The sequence below is a fragment of the Marinobacter sp. EhC06 genome (assembly GCF_001650915.1).
Taxonomy (GTDB): Bacteria; Pseudomonadota; Gammaproteobacteria; order Pseudomonadales; family Oleiphilaceae; genus Marinobacter.
Window position 1 is genome coordinate 136,070 of record NZ_LXYO01000035.1, and the last position, 23,083, is coordinate 159,152.

Sequence of the window (23,083 nt, forward strand, 5' to 3'; positions counted from 1 at the left end):
GGCATTATGTATCTTTCTGTTCAACTGAGCTGTTATCCCCTGAAAGAGGAATATAAACAGCCGATAAAAGACCTTATCGCACGCCTGGAACAAACCGGGCTGGAAGTCTACCCGGGGCGAATGAGCACCGAGATTTTCGGCGACTATGATGAGGTTATGGGCGTGCTCTCGGATACCATGAAATGGTCATTCGAGACCTACGGAAAATCCGTCTTCGTGGCGAAGATCATGGAGGGCGACCGGAGACCGAAATGACAGCACCGAGCGGGCCAGAGAACCAACAACAGAAGCCGGACCAGAACCAGCAGCCGGCAATCCCGAACCAGTTCGCGTTCCTGTGGCTCAGTGCCGCCATCTTTCTTATGGTACTCTGGCTTCAGGACGGCGGACAGCCCCGGCTTCAGGACCTGGCCTACTCGGAATTCAAAACCGCTGTGGTGAACGATCAGGTGGCGGAAGTCACTTTGAAAGAAGAAGCCATCACCGGCCTGTTCACCGACAGCGGCGCGGCAGACTTCAGCTCCGACAGCCCCGCACGGACAAGCACCCCGGGATTCCAGACCATCCGCCCGCCCATGGAAGACCCTTCCCTGCTTAACCTTCTGGAAGAGCACGAAGTCACCATCCGTGCCACCCCCTCCGGCTTACCCTGGTGGCAGGAGATGATCCGCGGCTTCCTGCCCTGGATCCTGCTGCTGGCGCTGATGTTCTGGTTCTGGGGCGCCGCGCAGAAGCGAATGACCCAGGGAGGTGGGCCGTTTGATTTCAGCCGTTCCAAGGCAAGACGGGCCCGCAAGGAAACCTCAACCGCCACCCTGGATGACGTAGCCGGCATTGAATCCGCCAAGCGGGAAATTGCCGAGATCATCGATTTCCTGAAATCTCCCGAAAAATATCGGGCCCTGGGTGCCGTCATGCCCAAGGGCGTGCTCCTGGTCGGCCCGCCGGGCACAGGCAAGACTCTGCTGGCCCGGGCCATCGCCGGCGAAGCGGAGGTGCCCTTCTACAGCATCAGCGCCTCGGAATTCATCGAGATGTTCGTGGGTGTTGGCGCCGCGCGGGTTCGGGACATGTTCAAGGAAGCCCGTAAAGACGCGCCGGCGCTGATTTTCATCGACGAACTGGACGCCATTGGCCGTTCACGGGGCGCGGGCCTGGGTGGCGGCCACGATGAGCGGGAACAGACCCTGAATCAGATTCTCACGGAAATGGACGGTTTCGAGGCCCACGAGAATGTCCTGGTACTGGCTGCCACCAACCGGCCGGACGTACTGGACAGCGCCCTGCTCCGCCCGGGCCGTTTTGACCGCAAGATCACCCTCGACCGCCCCCACAAGGAGGCCCGCGCGGCGATCCTGGCCGTTCACGTGCGAAAGGTCCCCCTGGCGAATGATGTCGACCTGGATCAACTTGCCGCGCGCACCATCGGCTTTTCCGGGGCGGATCTCAAGAACCTCGTAAATGAAGCGGCGCTCACCGCAGCCCGTGAAAGCCTGCATGAGGTAAATGCCCATTGCTTTGATCTGGCCCGGGACAGAATTATTCTCGGTGAAGAGCGCGACACCAAGCTGAACCCGCAGGAGCGTGAGGCCGTTGCCTACCACGAGTGTGGTCACGCCATCATGGCCTACTACATGCCGAACGCGGATCCCCTTACCAAGTTGACCATCATTCCTCACGGCATGGCCATGGGAGTTACGGAACAAACCCCGAGGGAAGATCACTACACCTACACCGAAAGCTACCTGAAGGATCGCATCAAGGTGATGCTTGGCGGTCGCTGCTCGGAAAAGCTGATCTACGGAGAAGTCAGCACCGGCGCCCAGAACGATCTCAAGGAAGCTACTGCGCTGATTCGCAAGATGATCGGCCAGTGGGGTATGAGTGAAAAAATCGGTCCCCTGGGCCTGAACATCGGCGAAGAGCATGTTTTCCTTGGCCGGGAGATGGGCATGCCGAGGGAGTTCAGCGAGAAGATGGCCGAGATGATCGACGGGGAAATCCAGTCCCAACTGCTGGCCCTGGAGAAAGCGACCCTGGACTTCCTGACCGAACACCGCAACCAGCTGGAAGCATTGGCCAAAGCCGTATTGAAGCACGAGACCCTGTCTGCCGAAGATGTCGAGGAAATCCTGCGCAAGGAAGACGCCCGAAAAATTGCCTGATCTGATGGATCAGACCTGACCCACCAGATCATGACTGAATAGCGCGAGGCAGAACCCCACAACCGCACCCAGCGGCGGCCCCCAGTGGCGCTCAAGCCTGGATTGCGGGGCGATATCCTGAAATATCAGGTAGAGAATACCGCCCGAAGCAATCAGCATGATCGCGCCCAATACCACCGGGCGTTCCGACAGGAAAAAATAGCCGAGCAAACCCGCCAGCGGCCCCGTCATCACAAGGCCGGTCATAAACAACAGGGTTTTCGTGGAGCTATAACCCGGCAGACTAACCAACTCCCGATAGGCATTGAACCCCTCAGGCAGATTCTGCATGGCTATCAGGACAGCCATCAACACTGCCGTTTCCGGGCTCACGACAGCAAGGCCGCCCAAAGCCGTTGCCTCCGGAATAAAGTCGAGCATCACGCCCATCAGTTGCGGAGACTCGCGCCGCTTCAGGCCAAGAATCCGCTCTACCCCAAAGAAAAGCAGCCCACCGGCAATGATGGCAGGAATGGCCCACAGAGAATCCCCCATGCTGGATTGTCCTTCGGGGATCAGAACCACTGAAACCGCACCCAGCAGTATGCCACCGCCCAGCGCGATCAGAAAATGACGGACCTCCTGCTCCAGCCAGTTTGGACGGATGTGCTCGAAGCTGGCGAGCAGACCGCCCAGTGGAATGCAGGCACCGGCAAGAACGGTCAGGCCAACAATGTAGAGAACGTCCATGAACATCGGATAACAGACCTATGAAACAGACAGGAGAATTTAAGGCGTGACCGTAACCGGAAGATTCAGGGCCACCAGCAACCTCTCTGCGTTAGGCTCCTGAAGCAGGGCACAATCACGGCTGAGCACCAACTGGACCGCCCTTTCCTGGCGCAAAATGCCGGCCACCGTAACCGGATCCGTTGACGGCAAAGACCTTACACGAAGCTCCGATTCCTGAACACCGAGGTCCCTGGCGACGCCTTTAAGGTCTTTGGACAGGACACTTGAATCCGCTCCCATCAAAAACGTCACGGGTCGATTAGAGCGACGGCTCACCTCAGCGGCTGCCTGTATAGCGCGGCTGTTGGCGTCCACGTGATCATTCAGAAAGACCACAACCCTACCCTGAGGCAGAGAGTGTTTTTCACACCAGAGCAACACCTTGCCCGGTGATCGGTAAACAAGGCCTTTTGCCGTGGAGCCCAACCGCGCGCCCGGCCCAAAGGACCAACCGACGCGACCAAGCACCAGAAGATCCCCGGGCCCCGCCAGAGCCAACACTTCATCGATCACATGGCCACGGGCAACGCTCAGTGAGTGCCTGCCACCATGGGGCGCTACAGCACCGGCAAGGGCACGGCGAGCCTGGTCCGCCAATCTCTGCATTCGCTGCTCAACGCCGGCAGGATCAAAGGGGCGGCTGACCCCGGATGACGCCCCCACTTCGCGGGCAAAACCATAGCCGGCGCTTCGCAGCTGATTCAGTTCCTCAACAAACACGCCCAGCACCTCGGCACCGGTGGACGCCGCGATCTCAGCCGCAGCCCGCAAGGCGGCGTAACTCATTCTGGAACCATCCAGAAGCACCAGTACACGACCAGTTGAGGTGCCGGGATCTGCCTGAGTTGTCGGCGCATCAGTCACGATCCTTGCCTCCGCTGTTGTTCGTTTCTCCGTTCTCGTCCCGTTTCTTGCTAGCCTCCGCGAACTTCTCGAGGCGCTCGGCAACACGGCGATTGAAGCTGTTCTCAGGGAACTCGCCATTACTGTCCGGCTCTCCGGGCTCAAGACCGGTTAACAGCTCAATTGCCTCATTGATGTCTGAAACCGGATAAATTCGGAACCGGTCTTCAGCAATCGCCTGCCTCACGTCGGCTCTCAGCATGAGGTGCTCAACGTTGCTTGCGGGCAACAGAGCGCCCTGCCCGCTAATGTCACCAGCTTCCTTGCAGACGTCGAAAAAGCCTTCGATCTTCTCGTTCACGCCGCCAACGGCCTGAACTTCACCATGCTGGTTCATGGACCCCGTTACGGCGAAGGACTGCTTCAGTGGTACACGGGAAATGGCTGACAGCAGCACGCAAGTCTCTGCCACCGAGGCAGAATCACCCTCAACACCACCATAGGATTGCTCAAAAGCCAGACTCGCTGACAGCGACAGTTCGCCATCACCGGCGTAACGACTCGCAAGGAACCGTGAAAGAATCATCACAGCCTTGCTGTGAATGGGGCCGCCAAGTTTGGCCTCCCGCTCAATATCCACCACCTGCCCCTTGCCGGGCCGTGCCGTGGCGGTAATCCGGGTAGGCTGGCCAAACATTGACGCCCCGAGCCTGAGTAACGAAAGGCCATTCACCTGAGCCACTTCCTCGCCGGTGGTGGCAATCATCACCACACCCCGGCTGATTTGCTCGCGGCTTCGCTCCCGCACCCGGCTGGCCCGATATTCCCGTTCATCAATGGCCTGCTGGAGGTGGCTGGCTTCGACCGTATCGGCCCCGGCCTGGCCCGCCCAGTGGTCTGCCTCACTCAGAATGTCCCGAAGCACCCGATCGTGGGCGGTCAGTTTGCGCTGGTCCGCTGCCAGCCGGCTCGCATGCTCGATCAGTCTGGCCACTGCGCTTCGCTCCAGTGGCCGCATTTTCAGAGCTCGGGCCATGGTCGCAATCATTCGGGCGTAAAGCTCGTAACAGCCGTCGTTGCGGTCCAGATCGTCCTCGAAATCCGCCTCCACCTTGAACAGGTCCAGGAAATCCGGATCGTAGTGCGACAGCAGGTAATACAACATCCGGTCCCCGAGCAGAACCACTTTGACCGACACCGGAATCGGCTCGGGCTGAAGACTGACGGTACTTACCAACCCATAGAGCCGCTCCAGGGACTCTATGCGGATTTCACCGGAAGACAGAATCCGCTTCAGGCTTTCCCACGCCATCGGCTGCGTCAGCACCCGGCGGGCATCAATGATCAGATACCCGCCACTGGCCCGATGCATGGAGCCGCCACGAATCAGGGTGAAATCCGTATAGAGATTGCCCTGGCGGGCCCGGTGTTCGATCTGCCCCGCCAGGTGCTGGTGGTTGGGCAAGTCCTCGTAGATAACGGGCGCGCCGACTGTCTCGGCATTATCCACCAGCAAATTGACCTTGTAGCGGGCCAGCAGGCCGACCGGTGGCCCGTTATCACTGTCCTGGAAAGCTTCGGCATGTTCCACTACGTCTTCGCGGACGGCATCCAGGTAATCGACAATATCCGGAAGGTGCGACCACTTCTCCCGCAATTCACCGATCGGGCCGCCCAGGGTCAGCTGCACCATCTCTTCATTGAGGGCATGGACCCGTTCCCGCACTTCTTTCCGCATCCTGGGAATCTGCTGAATGGTCTGCTGCAGCTTTTTCTGAAGCTCCTCGACCTTGGATTCAACCAGCTGCTTCTCTTCATCAGAAAAGTTCTTGTATTCCTCGGGGTCGATCACCTCGCCCTTGCGCATGGGGGCGAAGGTGAAACCGGCCGGCGTGGTGATCATGGCAATGTTGTTGCGGTTGGCCTCTTCCTGGATCTCGAACAGACCCTGGTGCTGCCGCTTGGCCATTTCTTCCTGCAGTTCCTGCAACCGGGCCTGGTATTCCTCGCTCTCAAACGCCGCTGGAATGGCCGTGCGCAGCTCTTCGGCCAGATCGTTCATGTCCTTCTTGAATTGCCGCCCTTCTCCGGCCGGCAGCTTCAAAGCATTCGGTCGGTCCGAGAACTGGAAGTTATAGACATGGCACCAATCCGGAGGAACCGGTTGCCTGGCGGCGTGCAGGGAAAGAAATCGCTCGACAAGTTCGTGCTTACCCGCCCCGGAGGGTCCGAGGACAAAGAGGTTGAAACCCTCTGCCTGAATACCGGCGCCAAATTCCAGCGCCCTCAACACCCTATCCTGACCATAAGGACGCTCAAGGTCTGGCAGGTCTTCGGTAGTGATGAAATCCAGCTTGTCTTCCGGGCAACAGTGGTAGACCTGGTTTTCGGTTAACGGGGCGGGTAGTGGCATTACATCCTCCTGATGGTTTCCACCCGAGGGTGGAGTACGCCGATTACGTCGAACGAGTAATCCGGGGGCAAAGCCCCTCATCAGGAAACTATAGATGATGGCGGGCGACCCGCTCCAACAATCGTCAGGCTAGCGCCACTCGAGAGTCTTGGGCTCCACCGCATGCTCACAGAACAGATGCCCGACATCCGGCACCGCAAAGCAACGGTCACCGCGTTGGGGCTGGCGGGCGTTGAACTCGGTATGGCTGATGCCTACCTCCCAAAGCTCCTCGCACTCCCAGCCATCGGGTTTGAGTTCGATTCGCACTTCCGCACCGATCAGGTTGATGGCCTCGATCCGGAAAGGCAGATGGGCCTCGTCACTGGCAGACTGGGTCAAGCGCACCTCGTGAGGTCGCAGATAGAGCTGCGCGTCATCGTTTTCGCAGCCTTCGGGCAGGCGAATCCAGGCGTCACCCTGGCTCATGACACCATCGCGGATCTTGCCGAATAACACATTCACCTGCCCCAGAAACTCGAACACAAACCGGCTGTCCGGGCGGCCATAGAGCTCCAGGGGCGTATCAACCTGCTCAATCCGGCCATTGCTCATCACAACCACCTGATCCGACAGTTCCAGGGCCTCCTCCTGATCGTGGGTCACGAACACACTGGTGAAGTGCAGCTCGTCATGGAGGCTGCGCAGCCAGCGGCGCAGGTCTTTTCGCACCTTGGCATCAAGTGCGCCGAAGGGCTCATCCAGCAGAAGAATCTCTGGCCGCATGGCCATGGCCCGGGCCAAAGCAATGCGCTGCTTCTGGCCACCGGAGAGTTGCGCCGGGTAACGGTCAGCCAGATGTTCCAGCTGTACCATTTCCAGCAGGTCTTTCACCCGCTTGCGGATCTCAGGCTTACCCGGGCGTTCCTTACGCGGCAGCACGTTAAGGCCAAAAGCCACGTTCTCGGCCACCGTCATGTGGCGGAACAACGCATAGTGCTGGAATACAAATCCCACGCGCCGGTCCCGAACGTGCAGGTCGGTCACGTCCCGTCCACTAAACCGGATCCTGCCCTGTTCAGGTGTTTCCAGGCCGGCGATAATGCGCAACAGCGTGGTCTTGCCCGAACCGGAAGGGCCCAGCAACGCCGTGAGCTGGCCATCCGGAATGGTCAGATTGATGTCATGCAGGGCCTGGAACTTGTCGAAAAACTTGTTGATACCCTGTATCTCGATACTCATGGGGAAACCCTTAATTACGACTCTGACGCCATTCAACAATGGCCTTCACGACAAGAGTGATCAGCGCGATGCCGGCCAACAGTGAGGATGCCGCGAACGCGCCTACGGTGTTGTAATCCTGGTAAAGCAGCTCCACCTGCAGCGGCAGAGTGTTGGTTTCGCCACGGATATTGCCGGAGACCACCGATACCGCACCAAACTCCCCCACTGCCCGGGCATTGGTGAGGATCACGCCGTACAGCAACGCCCAACGAATGTTCGGCAGGGTAACCCGCCGGAACAGCTGCCAGCCGGATGCGCCCAGCACCACCCCGGCCTCTTCCTCTTCCCGACCCTGTTGCTGCATCAGCGGGATCAGTTCTCTGGCCACGAACGGACAAGTCACAAACACGGTGACCATCACGATGCCGGGCCAGGAGAACATCAGTTGAATGTCGTACTCGCCGAGCCACTGGCCCACCCAGCCATTGCTGCCGTAGAGCAGCAGGAACAGCAGGCCGGCAACCACCGGAGACACGGCGAACGGGATATCAATAAGGGTGGTGAGCAGTTTGCGACCGGGGAATCGGAAACGGGTCACCAGCCAGGCCAGGAACACGCCGAACACCATGTTTAACGGTACCGTGAGCAGCGCAACTACCAGCGTCAGACCGATGGCGTGAAGCGTGTACTCATTGAGGATATTGCTGACGTAACCGGCCCAACCCTCGGCAAACGCCTGCACAAAGATCAGCACCAGGGGCATGAACAGCAGAAGCACCGTCAGGCCGACGGCAATTCCGATCAGAGTGCGACGAACCAACGGGCTGTCGCCAACGCGGCGATGTTTACGCGCAGCCATACCCTAACCTCCGTGCAAGCGCTTGAGATAGCGCCCCTGCCAGACATTGATCGCCAGAAGCAGCAACAGCGACACCGTCATCACTACTGCGGCAATGGCACTGGCCGCCGGAAAATCGTATTCCTCCAGGCGAACAAAGATCATCAGACTGATCACTTCACTGATATAGGGGGAGTTACCGGCAATAAAGATCACGGCACCATACTCTCCCAAACTGCGTGCAAACGAGAGCGCACCGCCGGTAACAACCGCCGGCCATAGCGTGGGAAAAAGAATCTTCCGGAATACCGTCATGTCCGAGGCGCCCAGACTCATGGCCGCCTCTTCGTCCTCCGGGGCCATCTCTTCTAGCACCGGCTGAACCGTGCGCACCACAAACGGCACACTGGTAAACGCCATCGCCACCACAATACCCAGCGGTGTGAATGCCACTTCAATACCCACATCGGCGAGATACTGCCCATACCAGCCGTTCTCGGCAAACAGGGTTGCCAGCGTGATCCCGGCCACGGCGGTCGGCAGAGCAAACGGCAGATCCATGATCGCATCCAACAATCGTTTGCCCGGGAACTCATAACGCACGAGCACCCAGGCCATCAGCAGGCCGAACACGCAATTGAACAGGGAGGCCGCCAGGGCAGCCAGAGCGGTGACCTTATAGGACGCAACCACCCGCGGATCAGTGATTACAAACCAGAACTGCTCCCACCCCATGCCGGCGGCACGAATAAACAGGCCGCTGATGGGCAGAAGCAGCACCAGGCTGATAAAGAAAAGCGAAATGCCGAGGCTCAGTCCGAACCCCGGCAAAACGCGTTTGGTGGCGGGAGCGCTCAGCCGTTTTGTCGGGCGCTCCGAAAGGTCATTGGTGGCCATGGATCAGATACGCATCCCTTAGCGGCGACGCTGCAACTGGTCGAGTTTGCCGCCGCTGGCAAAGTGGGTCTCCATGGCATTTTCCCAGCTGCCGGCGATGTCCTGAATCGGCATCAGCTTCAGTTCCGGGAACTTGTCAGCCACTTCCGCTTTCACGGTTTCGTTGTGCACCCGGTAATTGAAGCCGGCCAGCATGCGCTGGGCTTCCTCGGAGTAAAGGTGCTTCAAATACGCCTGAGCCAGCTCCTCGGTACCCTTCTTCTCGATGTTCTTGTCGATCCAGGTCACCGGGAACTCGGCCAGGAAGCTCACTTTCGGAACCACAACCTGGAAGTTCTTGTCCGGGTTCAGCGCAGGGATGTTGTTCACTTCGGATTCAAAGGTCAGCAGCACATCGCCCAGACCACGCTCAACAAAGGTGGTGGTGGCACCGCGACCGCCGGAGTCGAATACCTTTACCTGCCCAAGCAAATCGCTCAGGAAGGCATCGATCTTCTCCAGGTCGTCACCGAACTTGTCCTGGGCAAAACCCAGTGCCGCCAGGTAGGTGTAGCGGCCGTTACCGGAGGTTTTCGGATTCGGCATGATCAGCTCGACATCTTCGCGGATCAAATCATCCCAATTCTGGATGTTCTTGGGGTTACCCTCACGCACCAGGAACGCCATGGTGGAATAGTAGGGAGAGCTGTTGTTGGGCAGACGTGAGGCCCAATCCTCGGGAATCAGGTTGCCGCGCTCGGCCAGGATATTAACGTCCGTCACCTGATTGTAGGTCACCACATCGGCACCCAGCCCCTGCAGAATAGCACGCGCCTGCTTCGAGGAGCCGGCGTGGGATTGCTGGATGTTCACGGTTTCCCCGGTCTTCTCTTGCCAGTAGTCCTGGAACATAACGTTGTATTCCGCGAACAACTCCCGGGCAATATCGTAGGAGGAGTTCAGAATCTCCCGCTCTTGGGCGGAAGCTGGCCCCGTCATCGAGAACGCCAGCGCCATTGCACTGAACCACAGGCCCTTACGGGCTTTGGATCCGGAAAAAATCGAATTCGGCATAGTAGGCAGAGCTCCCAGTTAACTCGGAATCTTGATATGCGCCAAAAGAATAAAGATGACGCTTTGTTAGAACGCAAAGATAAGGTAGGAGCCTAAGAACAACAATGCTCTGGCTAGATGATTTATAACTTTTTTAGGAACTTTCAGTTATATAGGTCACCATTGGAAAGCCTACTGATTGATTTAGCGTCGCTGAGCTGGTGCCGGCCGCATCTTCCACTACTATCAAGGTAAGTCAGCGCTGGAGAAGACGTTGCCGTGGGACTGTCGATCAAGACAACAGAATTTGCACCGGAAGAGTTTGAACGTTTTGCAGCCAAGGTCCGAACGGACCTGAAAGCGCTCACCCGCCTTCTGAACCGGCCCGGCTTTGGTGAGGGAGAAAGTTCCATTGGCGCCGAGGTAGAGTTCTACATTGTAAACTCTGACCTGCGGGTTCAGCCGATCAACACAGAAATTGCCGCCAGCGTTCAGGACCCTCAGCTCACGGTTGAGCTAAACCGCTTCAATCTCGAATACAACCTCAGCCCCCAGGCATTCAAAGGCTCTCCATTCGCCAGAACAGAGAAGGAGCTGCTCGCTGCGATCCAACGGATCAATCAGCACGCCGCCGCACTGGATGGGGAGCTGGTACCCATCGGCATTCTGCCCACACTTCGACAGTCCGATATGGGCGCCAAGGTAATGACAGACGAGCCCCGCTACCATGCCCTATCCAATGCGTTACTCAAGCAACGGGGCGAGCCTTTCAGCATCCATATCGGGGGCAATGATGTGATCAATCTGGAGGCCGACGACGTCTACATGGAAGGCGCCAATACCTCCTTCCAGCTGCACTGGCGTGTGCCCGCCCATCGTTTTGCGGATTATTTCAATGCCGTACAACTGGTCACGCCGATTGTCCTCGCTCTGGCCAGCAATTCTCCCAGCCTGTTTGGCCACCACCTCTGGGACGAAACCCGGATTGCCCTGTTCAAGCAATCCATTGACAGCCGGTCACCCAACCACAAGACCTGGCGCCATCCGCCAAGGGTGTACTACGGCAACGGCTGGACACGCAGCGCCTGGGAACTGTTTGCGGCCTCGGCATCGCTCTATCCGCCCATCATTCCACTGATGTCGGAGGAAGATCCGATGGCGGTGATTGATCTTGGTGAAGTGCCAAGACTGGCCGAGCTGCGACTGCATCAGGGAACCACCTGGCCCTGGAACCGGGCCATCTACGACGATACCGAAGGCGGCCACCTGCGTATCGAGATTCGCTCAATGCCTGCAGGCCCTACAGCCGCTGATATGTGTGCGAACGGCCTGTTCGTGATCGGAGCTGCGCTGGCAGTGCTTGATGACATTCAGCATCTGACGTCGATACTGCCCTTCCACTACACCGAACACAATTTTTACCGCGCCGCCAAATATGGCGTGGGCGCAGAAATCATCTGGCCCCACAAAGATCAGGTTCAGTTGCAGGATACGCCCCTGTTAACCGTGGCCCGGGAGCTGCTGCCCCGCGCCCGGGAAGCATTGGCAAAAACAGCAGTAGACGAGGCGGAAATTCACCGCCTGCTGGGAATCATCGAAGGCCGCATTGAAACCGCCATGTCGGGCGCCCGGTGGCAACGACACATCACCGAATCTCTGCTCAAATCCCTGAGCCCCGATGAGGCGTTCCGAACCATGCTGTCTCTTTACATGGCCAACCAGAAGAAGAATACGCCGATCCATGAATGGACATTGTCACCGTGAGCAACTCGAAAATACTTGATTATCTGAATGATCCGTCACCCCGGACCCTGGGCCGTTCCCCACTCGAATGGCTGGACCAGCTGGAGAAACCCACGGTTATTCGTGTTGCCGGTCGTGATCGCTCCAGGACCCGAGCCATGGCGACACTGCTTCACGGCAATGAGCCTTCGGGGCTGTTTGCGCTTCATCGGTGGTTGCTTGAGCAGCGCACCCCTGAGGTCAACATGCTGTTTCTCCTGGGAGGCGTCTACCCTGCGAAGATTCCGCCCAGGCTCTCAATGCGCCAGATTCCAGACGGACGTGACCTCAACCGATGTTTCAAAGAACCTTTTGAGGGAGAGGAAGGGGCAATCGCCCAGGCCATGTTGGCTGAGCTCCATGACGCGAAGCCCGAATGCCTGCTGGATGTTCACAATACCTCAGGCACAGGCCCGGCCTTCGCTGTGTCCGTTACTAACGACGCGGCCCATCAGGCGCTGACCTCACTGTTTACCGACCGCCTCATTATGACGGACCTTCGCCTGGGGGCGCTTATGGAATATTCCGAACAGGAGGTGCCCACGGTAACTATTGAGTGTGGTGGCTCCCAGGACGACCAGGCACATGAACTGGCATATGAGGGACTTGTTCGGTATTGCTCAAGGCCAGATGTGCTGTCACTGGAAAAAGCAGAGTGGGACGTTACCGTGCTGCGCAACCCGATCCGAGTGGAGCTGGCGCCCGAAGCGACCATAGAATACCGCCTCGAACCCACCGGCCAGGCCGACCTGACGTTTCCGCCCGACATTGAGCATCGTAATTTCGGAATCGTCTCTCCGGATGAGCCCCTGGGATGGGTGGGTAAGAAAGGCCTAGGCATACTTACAGCGATTGGCCACAACCGAAAGGAGAACATGGAGCAGGTTCTGCAAGTCAGAGATGGGCAGATCTACGCCGCCCAGGCCATCCGGGCCTTTATGATTACCACCAATCCGATTATTGCGAAAAGTGATTGCCTGTTTTATGCGGTCAAGGCGACGGGGGAGCCTATTTTTTAACAGCTTTATGCGCTTGTTTAGCGGCGCTCTGACAAGGGCGTACGGTGCAGGGAACAAACTACAACAATTGGTTAGCTCCCGGCCGCGAATGCCTCGTGGAATGTCACTGAACCAACCGGAAACCTGGTGCCGAACTTTAGCGCCTGAAAGTATTCAGGTGGCACGTCGGGAAGGGTCAGATCGGGAACCGTGTTGAACCCGAATCTTTCATAGTAGGCCGGGTCGCCAACCAGGACACACCCCTGTGCCCCTGCTCTTCTCAACGCATCAAGAGCACTGCGTATCAGACGGGTTCCAACACCTTGACGTTGGTACTCCGGCAACACCGAAACCGGACCAAACCCGAACCAGCCCCTGGCCCCGTCAGAAATCTCGACAGGTGACGCGGCGACGTGCCCTACGACCTCACCGTTGCACTCCGCAACAAGCGAAACAGTCAGTACATCTGCGGCGCGAAGAGCTTCAACAATTTGAGCTTCGGTCCCCGAAGCGTGCTTAGCGGTAGCGAATGCCGCCTGGGTGACATGACGAATCGACGAAACGTCCTGTTCTTGCTCAGTCCTGATCGTAATGTTCATTCGCGATTTTCCATCTGAAGAGATAACGCCTTTGGTAATGGGCGGCAACGGAGCGCAACGCAGTTGGCGTCCCGTTGACCACCTCGTTAACCCCTGAGCTCGAGGTCTTCCCGAATAACCTCCGGATGGCGAAAAGCAATCTCGACGAGCGCCTTTGCCGGCCCGGAAGGTTTACGTCGCCCCTGCTCCCATTCCTGCAACGTACGTGGAGAAATATGGAGTACCTCGGCAAACTCTCGCTGTGTAAGGCCAGTCTTGCCACGCGCCTCTGCGACCTCATTTGGCTCTACAAGACTGACGCGCGCAGCGTTGCCCGCTTTCATTTTTTTCACAGATTGAAGCAGCTTGTTGCCAAGTTCCTCAGCACTCAGAGTCTCATTACTCATTTTCCAATACCTTACGAATCGACTTCAGGATATGCGCGGGCATGTTCTCCTTGACGGACTTTTGCGAGGTGGAAGTTGGAAGGGTTAACGCCGCTGACACGAGCTTTTCGGGTGCTCAGCCTTTTTATGCATAGCTATAACTCATCAAAGTGAGGAACTGAATGGACCAAGTTTCTCGTGAACATTTCGATAGGCGAAAAGGAGAGATCTACAACATTTCTCCTAACCCGGACTCCGACATTGTAAGCGCCTTTTTCACACGAAAAGTAGTCTCCACCGAAAGGCTCATCTAGCTTTTTCAGCCCATCAATAGGGTGACCCCCGACATAGATCAGGCCACCGTCGCAGACCAGCGTCAAACTCAGCTCTTTCTCAGTAGTTAGCCTCGGATTTTTTCCGTGGACGAGAACCTCGAAGTAGCCATCATAACCGGTGGACAAGAAAATTCCGTTGCCCCTATTTATTTCTGTAAGTAGCGCATCATCCTCTACCCACCAAGTTTCCTCGTCGCGGAATCGGTGTTCTAATGCTTTCGGATCAAAAATAGAAATTAGGGCTACATCTGTGGCAACTTTAAAGGCAATGAGATGCTCTTTATGTATCACTGAGCTCAAACTCAGAGGCGGAATTGCGCTGCCCACCGAGCCTGGATTTTTGACAGAAGGACTTGGGGCGGAGTTTACCCCCGATGGAGCCACTACCGAATAGATTGAGGCGGATCCCGCAATAACAGTGAAAACTAAACCAAACAGCCATACCAAAGGCTGCTTCTTGTGCTCTGGACAAAACCATCTCCAGCGCCCCTTTCTTAAGCACCGATTGAGGTTCTTTGTCCGTCCAATACATTGTCTCATTGGAATCATCGTGGTGCCTACCGCCAGCGGTAATGGGCGACAACGAAGCGCAGGAAGTGCAGCGTCCCGTTGACCGCCTTGTTAGCGTCTTTGAATCGGGATAGCATACTTGTATCGTCACTTGCGGAGGCCTCATGACTACCGAAACATTAGACCACCTACGCTCCCAGATTTCGACTCTCTCCGAGTCGGAGCGTGCAGCGCTGGCTCGGGAGCTAATCATGAGCCTGGACGGCCCTCGTGACGACTCAGTCGAACAGGCTTGGAACGATGAAATTGTTCGCCGTGTGTCCAAGGTCAAAAGCGGAAAAGCCACGTTGCTCAGCCGTGAAGAATTTCGATCAAAGATGCGAGCAAAGTTAGGCCAGTAACAGTGCGAACAGTAAGGATACTGGAAGAGGCCTCGCAGGAAGCAATAGAGGCCGCAGCATGGTATGAATATGAGCAGCCTGGACTCGGAGCCGAGTTTTTTGCTGCTGTTGATGCTGCCATCGACGTTATTGAAGAAGACTTCATTCCCTTATCACTTCTCCCGCAAGAAGCCGGCGATACCGGTGCGAGGCGCTTGATTCTGGAGCGTTTCCCATACGATATAGTCGCCATTGAGCTTCCAGAAGGAGCTGTAGTCATTGCCGTTGCTCACCACTCCCGAAAACCTGGCTATTGGCGGAAACGCATTAAGCCCTAACGCCCGCCATCATCGGTGACAAAATCCCAGCGAAGCGGAGGTTTTGGCATTCGGCGCATGGTCTGGTTATGTGCTACTTCAGGCTGCAACAAGCTTCTTCACGTTGAGCTCTTTGCGATGTTGTTCGGCATGCCAGAGTGCATATTGCGACTGCTATTTCAGCCAGCTTTTTGCCGAAGTATCGAAAGCAATAGAGAGCCTGATGGTGGGGCGGATCAGGAACTGGAAACTGTCGATGGGACAGCGACGGAAACCAGGTTCCGCCGCAGTTCGGGTTATTGCATGTCGTTGAACGCAGCGTCGGTTCTCGCTGCCAGGATAAAGTCGTTTTTGTGCAGGCCGCCGATTTCGTGGCTCCACCAGCTGACTGCGACTTTGCCGTACTCCAGCACAATCACAGGGTGGTGGTCTTCCTCTTCGGCGAGTTCGCCAATCTTGTTGGTGAACTCCAAAGCTTTTATAAAGTTTTTGAGCTTGTAGACCTTGTGAAGCTGTTCTTCACCGTCAATTTCCAGAATTTCCCAGTCTGGAACATCTTTGTGCAGCTGCTGCTTTTCTTCCTCGGTGGCCTTTGGTGCGTTCGGGCTGCAGGCTTCACAGCTGTGTGCTTTCAGGTCACTCATTTCAACCTCCATGGTTGATGGCTGTACTACAAGCGTGGGTCGTGCCCTTCGCTTTATCAACCCTTCTCTTGAAATCCGGCCACTTTCAGAATACTGTATATTTAAACAGTATTTTGAGAGTTTTCATCATGAGCGAGCTTCTGAACACGCTGATGCAGGATGCCCGTGTCTGGCAGGGGCACCGCCACACCCAGACCACACAGCCGGCGGAGCCCACCGGTTACCAGGTGCTGGATAACCAGCTCGGTGGCCTGGGCTGGCCCCGGGGTGCCTTGAGCGAATGCCTGCTGGATGCACCGGGTATTGGTGAGCTGCATTTGCTTCTGCCGCTGATGCAACGGGTGTGCGAAGAAGGCAAAAGTGTGTTCTGGCTGAACCCGCCGCATACGCCCTATGCCCCTGCCCTGGCCCGGGAAGGCGTCAACCTGGACCAGGTGGTGCTGATCCATACCGACGATGAGGGCGACTTTCTGTGGACACTGGAGAACTGTCTGCGTTCACCAGTAACAGGCCTGGTAATGGCCTGGCCGGGCAAGCTGGCCTCACGGGAAGTCCGTCGCCTGCAACTGGCCGCCGAAGCCGGGAGCAATGTGTGTGTGCTGTTCCGGGAACGATGTTACGCCGGGCAGAATTCTCCGGCGGCCCTGCGGCTGGAGCTGGAACCGGGGGAGCAGCAGGATCTCAAGGTGAATGTGCTCAAGCGCCGGGGTAGCTGGCCCGGGCAGCGCTGTTCGCTGGCCATGGCCCAGCGGGCCGATCTCGCATTCCGTGAAACCACCCGGGTTGTCCGGGGCCCATGGTCGGGTTCAACCGGGTAATAACGCTCCATGCTCTGGCTGTATCTGCATTTCCCGCACCTGATGCTGGACCATATTCGGCGCACCCGTGAAGATGAAGGCGCCCTGGTGGTGGTTGAAGGCTCTGGCCAGAAGGTGATCCAGGCCTGCCCGGACGCCAGGAGCCAGGGTATTCGTACCGGCATGCGCCTGAAAACCGCCATCAGCCTGGCGCCGGATCTGGGCATGGTGCGGGCCGATGAAACCCAAGAAGCCAGGATTCTGGAAGATCAGGCCCGCTGGCTGTACCGCTATGCGGCCCATATTGTGCTGGTGCCACCCGATGGTCTGCTGGCCGAGATTGGCAGCCTTCAAAAACTCTATGGCGGGCTGGCCGCCGTTTGGCAAACCGTGGAACAGGGGCTGAATGAACGCCAGCTGAATGCCTGGATCGGTATTGGCTATACCCCTCTAGCGGCCCGGCTGATTGCCCGCGCCGGCAAGGGGGAATGCACGGCAGACAAGGGCCACATTCTTCGAAGCCTGAGCCAGATGCCCCTGCTGGCAGCAGAATTCAACGAGAAGGCCTGCACCCGTTTGCAGCGCCTGGGGCTGAACACGCTGGGGGAGGTGTTTGATTTACCGCCCGGCGAACTCGCACGGCGTCTGTCTCCAGAACTTCTGGCTTATATACAGAAAATCCAGGGCACCCGGCCAGATCCCCGCACGCCCTGGCAGCCGCCCCACTCGTTCCGGCAACAGGCGGATTTTGTGCAGGAAATAGAACACACCCAGGGGCTGCTGTTTCCGCTCCAGCGCATGCTTGTCGAACTGGAAGAGGATCTGTGCTGGCGCCAGCAGGATACCGACAGCCTGCGGCTGGTTCTGAAGCACCGGCATGCGGAACCAACCCGGCTGCAGATTCGCACATCCGGGCCGGAGCACCGGGCCGATCATTTCCTGAACCTGGTTCGTCTGCGGCTGGAGCAACATTCCCTGAGCGCCCCGGTTATCTCCATGGTTTTGCTGGTGAAGCGTTTCCTGTCACGGGAAGCACCCTCCGGGCAGGATCTGCTGGGTGAAACCCAGGATCTGAATGAAGCCTGGCATACCCTGATCAGCCGGCTGCAGGCGCGTCTGGGCGATCAGGCTCTCAGGCAGCTCTCGCCCCAGGCGGATCATCGTCCCGAGCGGGCCTGGTCGGCCTCGGAAGTTCTGCGTAAAACCGGAACGCCGCTAGTACCGGCAGCAGAACTGCCCAGGCGGCCGCTCTGGTTGTTGAAAGGCCCGCAACCGCTCACCGAGGCGCCCGTTACCTGGTTTTCCGGGCCTGAGCGCATCAGCGGTGGCTGGTGGGATGGCCAGCGCGTGCACCGGGACTACTACATTGCCCAGTTGAACAGCGGCCAGCTGGCCTGGGTCTTTCGGGATGCCCGGGAAGGCTGGTTTGTGCATGGGTGGTTTGGCTGATGTCCGGGCAACAGTATGCGGAGCTGTTCTGCTTCAGCAATTTCACCTTCCTCACCGGGGCCTCTCATCCCCACGAACTGGCTGAGCGGGCGCATGAGCTGGGTTACACCGCCCTGGCTATCACCGATGCCTGCTCCGTTGCCGGCATTCCCCGGGCCTGGGCGGCGCTGGCAGAAAGCCCGGTAAAACTCATTACCGGCAGCTGGTTTGAGTTGTCGGATGCGCCAGCCGGCACAATCAAACCCCGTTTTATCCTTCTGGCCCGCACACGCAAGGGCTATGGCCAGCTCTGCCAGCTGATCACTACCGGCCGCCGTCGGGCTGAGAAAGGCCATTACCAGCTGTTTTACCGAGACATTGAAACCCACACCCTAGATGACTGCCTGTGCCTGTGGCTGCCCCCATCGCCTACCGAAGCGGATTCCGACCAGGCGCTGGCCTGCGGCGAGTGGCTGGCCCGCCTGTTTGATCCCCAGATCTGGATTGCCGCGGCCCGCACCCTGGAATCCGGCGAGGAGCAGCGGCTGGCGCGGATACACTGGCTGGCCGATCAGTTGCGCATTCCCGTGGCTGCCGTGGGCGAGGTGCACATGCACAGCCGGGAGCGCCAGCCGCTGCAGGATGTACTGACAGCCCTGCGCAATCACACCAATCTGGAGAATGCCGGCCACTGCCTGTTCCAGAATGGCGAGCGATACCTGCGTCCCCTGCCCGTTCTGCAACGGCTGTTTCCGGAAGCCTGGCTGCATGAAACCCTGGCCATTGCCAGCCAGTGCACCTTCGAGCCCGGCAGCCTGCGCTATGAATACCCGCCAGACCTGGTGCCGGAGGGCGAGACTCCGGCCGGCTACCTGAAACGGCTGACCCGCGGAGGCGAGCGCCAACGTTATCCAGAGGGCACGCCGCTGCAGGTTCAGGGCCTGATCCGCAAGGAGCTGGGCCTGATCTCGGAGATGAAGTACGAGCATTACTTCCTCACCATCCACGATATTGTCGACTTTGCCCGCAGCCGGGGGATTCTCTGCCAGGGCCGCGGTTCGGCGGCCAACTCTGCGGTCTGCTATTGCCTGGGCATCACCGAGGTAAACCCGGCCCGGGTGGAGCTTCTGTTCGAGCGGTTTATTTCCAAAGACCGGAACGAGCCGCCCGATATTGATGTGGATTTCGAGCACGAACGGCGTGAAGAAGTCATTCAGTACATCTACCAGCGTTATTCCCGTGAGCGGGCCGCCTTGGCCGCCACGGTGATCCGTTACCGGCCCAGGAGCGCCATCCGCGATGTCGGCAAAGCCTTGGGGTTTGATCCGGCCCTGGTGGAACAACTGCTGGAAGGCATCGACTGGCGGGACAAGGCCACCAACTGGCGCCAGCAGATTCTGGACAAGAAAATCACCCGCAACCCCCAGGTGGCGGACCAGTTCTTCACCCTGGTCAATACCCTGCTGGGCTTCCCACGGCACCTGTCCCAGCACGTGGGCGGTTTCGTGATCAGCGCCGGGCCACTGGCCGAACTGGTGCCGGTGGAGAACGCTGCCATGGCCGACCGCACCGTAATCCAGTGGGACAAGGACGACCTTGAGAGCCTGGGGCTGATGAAGGTGGATGTGCTGGCCCTTGGCATGCTCTCAGCCATTCGAAAAGCGCTGGAACTGATCAGCGATGAAAAAGGCCAGCCTTTCCGGATACAGGACATTCCCCAGGAAGACCGCGACACCTACGCCATGCTTCAGACAGGCGACAGCATCGGGGTTTTCCAGGTGGAGTCCCGGGCCCAGATCAACATGCTGCCCCGCCTGAAACCGGAAACCTACTATGACCTGGTGATCGAAGTGGCCATCGTGCGGCCCGGCCCCATCCAGGGCGACATGGTGCACCCGTATCTGCGCCGCAAGCACGGCCTGGAGCCGGTGGATTACCCGAACGATGCCGTGCGCAAGGTGCTGGAGCGCACCCTCGGCGTGCCCATTTTCCAGGAACAGGTGATCAAACTGGCCATGGTGGCGGCCGGCTTCTCCGCCGGCGAAGCCGACCAGCTCCGCCGAGCCATGGCCGCCTGGAAATCCCACGGCGACCTGACCCCATTCCGGGAAAAGCTGGTCACCGGTATGCTCGAGCGTGGTCACGATACCGACTTCGCTGAACGGCTGTACCAGCAGATCTGCGGCTTTGGCGGCTATGGCTTCCCCGAATCCCACGCCGCCAGCTTTGCCCTGCTTGTCTACGTCTCCGCCTGGATCAAGCGGCACTATCCGGCGGCGTTTTACTGTGCCCTGCTGAACAGCCAGCCCATGGGGTTCTATTCGCCTTCACAACTGGTGCAGGACGCCCGGCGCCACAATGTCACCGTACTGCCACCAGATGTGAATGCCAGCCAGTGGGACCACACCCTGGAAGGTGAAGAACGCCATCTGCGCCTGGGCCTTAGAATCATCCAGGGCCTGTCCATTAATGGCGCCGAGCGCATCCACCAGAACCGGCCAGCAGAAGGCTACCGCTCCGCCAGCGAACTTCGCCGCCTGGCCGCACTCAACCAGCGGGATATGGAACTAATCGCCGGGGCCAACGCCATGCCGGCATTCACCGCCAACCGCCACCAGGCCTACTGGCAGCTGCTCGACCACGAACAGCCCACAGAACTGTTCGCCGAAGAAGTCGCTGTCGACTACCAACCGGACTACTGCCAGCAACTACCAGAACCCTCGGAAGGCCAGAACGTGCTGGCCGACTACGCCAGCCAGGGCCTCACTCTGCAGCGTCACCCACTGGCGTTACTGCGGGAACAGGGCCACCTGAATTTCTGCCTCAGTGCCGAGCAACTGAAAAGTACCAAAGCCGGCATTCCGGTTCAGGTCGCCGGCCTCGTCACCGGCCGCCAGCGCCCTGGCTCCGCCTCCGGGGTTACCTTCGTCACCCTGGAAGACGAGACCGGCAATGTGAATGTGGTGGTGTGGCTGGAAACGGCGCGGCGGCAGCGCAAGCCGTTACTGACTGCCCGGTTGTTGCATGTGAAGGGAGTGCTGGAGCGCCAGGGGGATATTGTGCATGTAATGGCGGGGAGGCTTTCAGATCTTAGCCATCTGATCCAGTCATTGCCGGTCAATTCACGAAATTTTCACTAAGTCCCGACTTGCCGTTTAACTCTGTCGGATTACGGCTTCGCCTAATCCGACCTACATGATGCAGGTCTTTGATGCGATAACTCCAGAGATCATGGAGCGGGTGTGGAACCTCCTTTCAGGAATGTCTCCGGCCAAGGAAGGCCGGAGTCAAGCGCACATGGATGTGCTCGTAGCGGTTCCTGAAAGGAGGTTCCACACCTGCTCAAACTCCAGAATTATCAGTCTTATAAAGCAAGAAAACCCCGCACCAAGGCGGGGTTTTCGGGACTGCGGCAAACGAATCAGCCCAGAAGCTTGATCATCACACCGGCAGCAACCGCAGAGCCGATAACACCGGCCACGTTCGGGCCCATGGCGTGCATCAGCAGGAAGTTCTGCGGGTTGGCTTCCAGACCAACCTTGTTGGACACCCGCGCTGCCATCGGCACCGCAGATACACCGGCAGAACCGATCAACGGGTTGATCTGCTCCTTGCTCAGCTTGTTCATCAGCTTCGCCATCAGAACACCGCAGGCGGTACCAATACCGAAGGCAACGATACCCAGGCCGAGGATACCCAGAGTCTGGCCGTCCAGGAACTTGTCAGCCATCAGCTTGGAACCAACAGACAAGCCCAGGAAGATGGTCACGATGTTGATCAGGGCATTCTGGGCAGTGTCGCTCAAACGCTCAACCACGCCACACTCGCGCATCAGGTTACCGAAGCAGAACATACCCAGCAGCGGCGCCGCATCCGGCAGGAACAGTACCACTGCAATCAGTACCACCAGCGGGAAAATGATTTTTTCCTGCTTGCTGACCGGGCGCAGCTGGCTCATCTTGATCTTCCGCTCTTCCGCAGAAGTCAGCGCCTTCATGATCGGCGGCTGAATCATCGGTACCAGCGCCATATAGGCGTAGGCAGAGACCGCGATGGCACCCAGCAGGTGCGGAGCCAGAACACTGGATACGTAGATGGACGTCGGGCCATCCGCACCACCGATGATACCGATGGCAGCCGCTTCCAGGATGTTGAACTCCAGAACGCCGGTCCAATCCAGCAGCGCAGCACCGATCACAGTACCGAAGATGCCGAACTGAGCAGCAGCACCCAGCAGCAGGGTCTTGGGGTTGGCAAGCAACGGGCCGAAGTCCGTCATCGCACCTACACCCATGAAGATCAGCAGAGGCCCGATGGTGCTGCCGATGACCACGGAGTAGAAGTTATAGAGCATGCCATTGCCATAGCCGAAGTCCTGGGCAAGGGAGTTCGCCGCCGCCATTTCGGAGTAGCTGGCCTCTTTCACAGCCACCTTGAAGGCTTCCTTCAGCTCAGGCGTTACTGCCTGCCCGGCCTGATAGGCCACATCCAGGGGCGCGGCCAATGCGGCCAGAACCTGCGTTGCTTCGTTCTTCAGAGCGAAGTGGATAGCATTTTCCGCCGCAGTCAGGGCCAGGCCTGCCTCCGGAATATTCGCCAGAATGCCGCCGAACCCGATGGGTACCAGAAGCAACGGCTCGAATTTCTTGTTGATCGCAAGATAGAGGAGCAAGAGGCCGATGGCGATCATGATCACCTGGCCGATCTCGATGTTGAACAGGCCACTACCTGTCCAGAGTGTCATTAATTTTTCCATGGAATGCTGG

21 protein-coding genes are annotated in these 23,083 nt (G+C 58.3%); 9 read left to right on the forward strand and 12 right to left on the reverse strand.

The genetic code is table 11. From position 1 onward, the window contains the following. Nucleotides 1–6: 6 nt before the first annotated feature. Together A8B84_RS18590 and ftsH are read left to right on the forward strand one after the other, a co-directional pair. Entirely contained in the window at nt 7–255 is a 249-nt protein-coding gene (locus A8B84_RS18590) for a thiamine-binding protein (protein ID WP_014576785.1), read from the forward strand. Then, nucleotides 252–2,165: an ATP-dependent zinc metalloprotease FtsH gene (gene ftsH, locus A8B84_RS18595; RefSeq protein ID WP_064230611.1), complete on the forward strand. Its 1,914-nt coding sequence runs from the start codon at nt 252–254 to the stop codon at nt 2,163–2,165. Before A8B84_RS18590 ends, ftsH begins: the two co-directional genes overlap by 4 nt. A 9-nt stretch (nt 2,166–2,174) precedes the next feature. On the opposite strand, the gene A8B84_RS18600 is transcribed toward ftsH, so the two are convergent. The 7 genes from A8B84_RS18600 to cysP form a co-directional block, all read right to left on the reverse strand. Then, nucleotides 2,175–2,900 carry a ZIP family metal transporter gene (locus tag A8B84_RS18600; RefSeq protein ID WP_082905229.1) on the reverse strand — a complete coding sequence of 242 codons (726 nt, stop codon included), beginning with the start codon at nt 2,898–2,900 and terminating at the stop codon, nt 2,175–2,177. Between the two features lie 33 nt (nt 2,901–2,933). Then, on the reverse strand, nt 2,934–3,800 hold the full coding sequence (locus A8B84_RS18605) for a universal stress protein (RefSeq protein ID WP_064230610.1): 867 nt from the start codon (nt 3,798–3,800) through the stop codon (nt 2,934–2,936). After that, nucleotides 3,793–6,192 (reverse strand): Lon protease family protein, encoded by a 2,400-nt coding sequence (locus A8B84_RS18610; RefSeq protein ID WP_064230609.1) that lies wholly within the window; start codon nt 6,190–6,192, stop codon nt 3,793–3,795. Before A8B84_RS18610 ends, A8B84_RS18605 begins: the two co-directional genes overlap by 8 nt. A gap of 129 nt (nt 6,193–6,321) precedes the next feature. Then, on the reverse strand, nt 6,322–7,413 hold the full coding sequence (locus A8B84_RS18615) for a sulfate/molybdate ABC transporter ATP-binding protein (protein ID WP_064230608.1): 1,092 nt from the start codon (nt 7,411–7,413) through the stop codon (nt 6,322–6,324). A 10-nt stretch (nt 7,414–7,423) separates the two neighbouring features. Beyond that, entirely contained in the window at nt 7,424–8,254 is an 831-nt protein-coding gene (gene cysW / locus A8B84_RS18620) for a sulfate ABC transporter permease subunit CysW (protein WP_053114946.1), read from the reverse strand. Between the two features lie 3 nt (nt 8,255–8,257). Beyond that, entirely contained in the window at nt 8,258–9,130 is an 873-nt protein-coding gene (gene cysT, locus A8B84_RS18625; protein WP_064230607.1) for a sulfate/thiosulfate ABC transporter permease CysT, read from the reverse strand. A gap of 18 nt (nt 9,131–9,148) precedes the next feature. Then, the gene (cysP, locus tag A8B84_RS18630; protein ID WP_082905230.1) at nt 9,149–10,183 is read right to left on the reverse strand and encodes a thiosulfate ABC transporter substrate-binding protein CysP; all 1,035 of its coding nucleotides are present in this window, start codon (nt 10,181–10,183) and stop codon (nt 9,149–9,151) included. Between the two features lie 258 nt (nt 10,184–10,441). On the opposite strand from cysP, the gene A8B84_RS18635 reads away from it, so the two are divergent. Next, nucleotides 10,442–11,926, forward strand: coding sequence for a hypothetical protein (locus tag A8B84_RS18635; protein WP_064230606.1), 1,485 nt, complete (start codon nt 10,442–10,444; stop codon nt 11,924–11,926). Further along, the gene (locus tag A8B84_RS18640) at nt 11,923–12,963 is read left to right on the forward strand and encodes a succinylglutamate desuccinylase/aspartoacylase family protein (protein ID WP_227512900.1); all 1,041 of its coding nucleotides are present in this window, start codon (nt 11,923–11,925) and stop codon (nt 12,961–12,963) included. The genes A8B84_RS18635 and A8B84_RS18640 overlap by 4 nt, the downstream gene beginning before the upstream one ends. 71 nt (nt 12,964–13,034) lie before the next feature. Here the strand turns inward: A8B84_RS18640 and A8B84_RS18645 are convergent, their stop codons facing one another. From A8B84_RS18645 to A8B84_RS18655, 3 genes are all read right to left on the reverse strand, one after another. Further along, entirely contained in the window at nt 13,035–13,541 is a 507-nt protein-coding gene (locus A8B84_RS18645) for a GNAT family N-acetyltransferase (protein ID WP_064230604.1), read from the reverse strand. Nucleotides 13,542–13,627: 86 nt separating this feature from the next. Beyond that, nucleotides 13,628–13,927, reverse strand: coding sequence for a helix-turn-helix domain-containing protein (locus A8B84_RS18650; RefSeq protein ID WP_064230603.1), 300 nt, complete (start codon nt 13,925–13,927; stop codon nt 13,628–13,630). A gap of 134 nt (nt 13,928–14,061) precedes the next feature. Continuing rightward, nucleotides 14,062–14,688, reverse strand: coding sequence for a DUF6386 family protein (locus A8B84_RS18655; protein WP_138103224.1), 627 nt, complete (start codon nt 14,686–14,688; stop codon nt 14,062–14,064). A gap of 227 nt (nt 14,689–14,915) precedes the next feature. Between A8B84_RS18655 and A8B84_RS18660 the strand changes: the two genes are divergently transcribed. Beyond that, nucleotides 14,916–15,152 carry an addiction module protein gene (locus tag A8B84_RS18660; protein ID WP_064230601.1) on the forward strand — a complete coding sequence of 79 codons (237 nt, stop codon included), beginning with the start codon at nt 14,916–14,918 and terminating at the stop codon, nt 15,150–15,152. A 2-nt stretch (nt 15,153–15,154) separates the two neighbouring features. Continuing rightward, the gene (locus tag A8B84_RS18665) at nt 15,155–15,469 is read left to right on the forward strand and encodes a hypothetical protein (protein ID WP_064230600.1); all 315 of its coding nucleotides are present in this window, start codon (nt 15,155–15,157) and stop codon (nt 15,467–15,469) included. Between the two features lie 275 nt (nt 15,470–15,744). Here the strand turns inward: A8B84_RS18665 and A8B84_RS18670 are convergent, their stop codons facing one another. Beyond that, entirely contained in the window at nt 15,745–16,092 is a 348-nt protein-coding gene (locus A8B84_RS18670) for a 4a-hydroxytetrahydrobiopterin dehydratase (RefSeq protein ID WP_064230599.1), read from the reverse strand. 128 nt (nt 16,093–16,220) lie between these two features. Between A8B84_RS18670 and imuA the strand changes: the two genes are divergently transcribed. The 3 genes from imuA to A8B84_RS18685 are packed head-to-tail and all read left to right on the forward strand — an operon-like array spanning nt 16,221 to nt 21,457. Beyond that, a complete protein-coding gene (imuA, locus tag A8B84_RS18675) occupies nt 16,221–16,910 on the forward strand; it encodes a translesion DNA synthesis-associated protein ImuA (protein ID WP_064230598.1) in 690 nt (229 codons plus the stop codon). Nucleotides 16,911–16,919: 9 nt separating this feature from the next. Next, complete coding sequence (locus A8B84_RS18680; protein WP_064230597.1) at nt 16,920–18,338, forward strand: Y-family DNA polymerase; 1,419 nt, start codon at nt 16,920–16,922, stop codon at nt 18,336–18,338. Beyond that, nucleotides 18,338–21,457, forward strand: a complete 3,120-nt coding sequence (locus A8B84_RS18685; protein WP_064230596.1) for an error-prone DNA polymerase — start codon at nt 18,338–18,340, stop codon at nt 21,455–21,457. The genes A8B84_RS18680 and A8B84_RS18685 overlap by 1 nt, the downstream gene beginning before the upstream one ends. Before the next feature lie 281 nt (nt 21,458–21,738). On the opposite strand, the gene A8B84_RS18690 is transcribed toward A8B84_RS18685, so the two are convergent. Beyond that, on the reverse strand, nt 21,739–23,073 hold the full coding sequence (locus A8B84_RS18690) for a sodium ion-translocating decarboxylase subunit beta (RefSeq protein WP_082905231.1): 1,335 nt from the start codon (nt 23,071–23,073) through the stop codon (nt 21,739–21,741). Between the last annotated feature and the right edge of the window lie 10 nt (nt 23,074–23,083).

Coding starts and splice junctions, on each gene's coding strand:
- A8B84_RS18610 (WP_064230609.1), bottom strand. CDS start 6,192: ATGCCACTACCCGCCCCGTTAACCGAAAACCAGGTCTACCACTGTTGC.
- A8B84_RS18680 (WP_064230597.1), top strand. CDS start 16,920: ATGCTCTGGCTGTATCTGCATTTCCCGCACCTGATGCTGGACCATATT.
- cysW (WP_053114946.1), bottom strand. CDS start 8,254: ATGGCTGCGCGTAAACATCGCCGCGTTGGCGACAGCCCGTTGGTTCGT.
- ftsH (WP_064230611.1), top strand. CDS start 252: ATGACAGCACCGAGCGGGCCAGAGAACCAACAACAGAAGCCGGACCAG.
- A8B84_RS18590 (WP_014576785.1), top strand. CDS start 7: ATGTATCTTTCTGTTCAACTGAGCTGTTATCCCCTGAAAGAGGAATAT.
- A8B84_RS18600 (WP_082905229.1), bottom strand. CDS start 2,900: ATGTTCATGGACGTTCTCTACATTGTTGGCCTGACCGTTCTTGCCGGT.
- cysT (WP_064230607.1), bottom strand. CDS start 9,130: ATGGCCACCAATGACCTTTCGGAGCGCCCGACAAAACGGCTGAGCGCT.
- A8B84_RS18660 (WP_064230601.1), top strand. CDS start 14,916: ATGACTACCGAAACATTAGACCACCTACGCTCCCAGATTTCGACTCTC.
- A8B84_RS18645 (WP_064230604.1), bottom strand. CDS start 13,541: ATGAACATTACGATCAGGACTGAGCAAGAACAGGACGTTTCGTCGATT.
- A8B84_RS18650 (WP_064230603.1), bottom strand. CDS start 13,927: ATGAGTAATGAGACTCTGAGTGCTGAGGAACTTGGCAACAAGCTGCTT.
- A8B84_RS18685 (WP_064230596.1), top strand. CDS start 18,338: ATGTCCGGGCAACAGTATGCGGAGCTGTTCTGCTTCAGCAATTTCACC.
- A8B84_RS18615 (WP_064230608.1), bottom strand. CDS start 7,413: ATGAGTATCGAGATACAGGGTATCAACAAGTTTTTCGACAAGTTCCAG.
- A8B84_RS18670 (WP_064230599.1), bottom strand. CDS start 16,092: ATGAGTGACCTGAAAGCACACAGCTGTGAAGCCTGCAGCCCGAACGCA.
- cysP (WP_082905230.1), bottom strand. CDS start 10,183: ATGCCGAATTCGATTTTTTCCGGATCCAAAGCCCGTAAGGGCCTGTGG.
- imuA (WP_064230598.1), top strand. CDS start 16,221: ATGAGCGAGCTTCTGAACACGCTGATGCAGGATGCCCGTGTCTGGCAG.
- A8B84_RS18690 (WP_082905231.1), bottom strand. CDS start 23,073: ATGGAAAAATTAATGACACTCTGGACAGGTAGTGGCCTGTTCAACATC.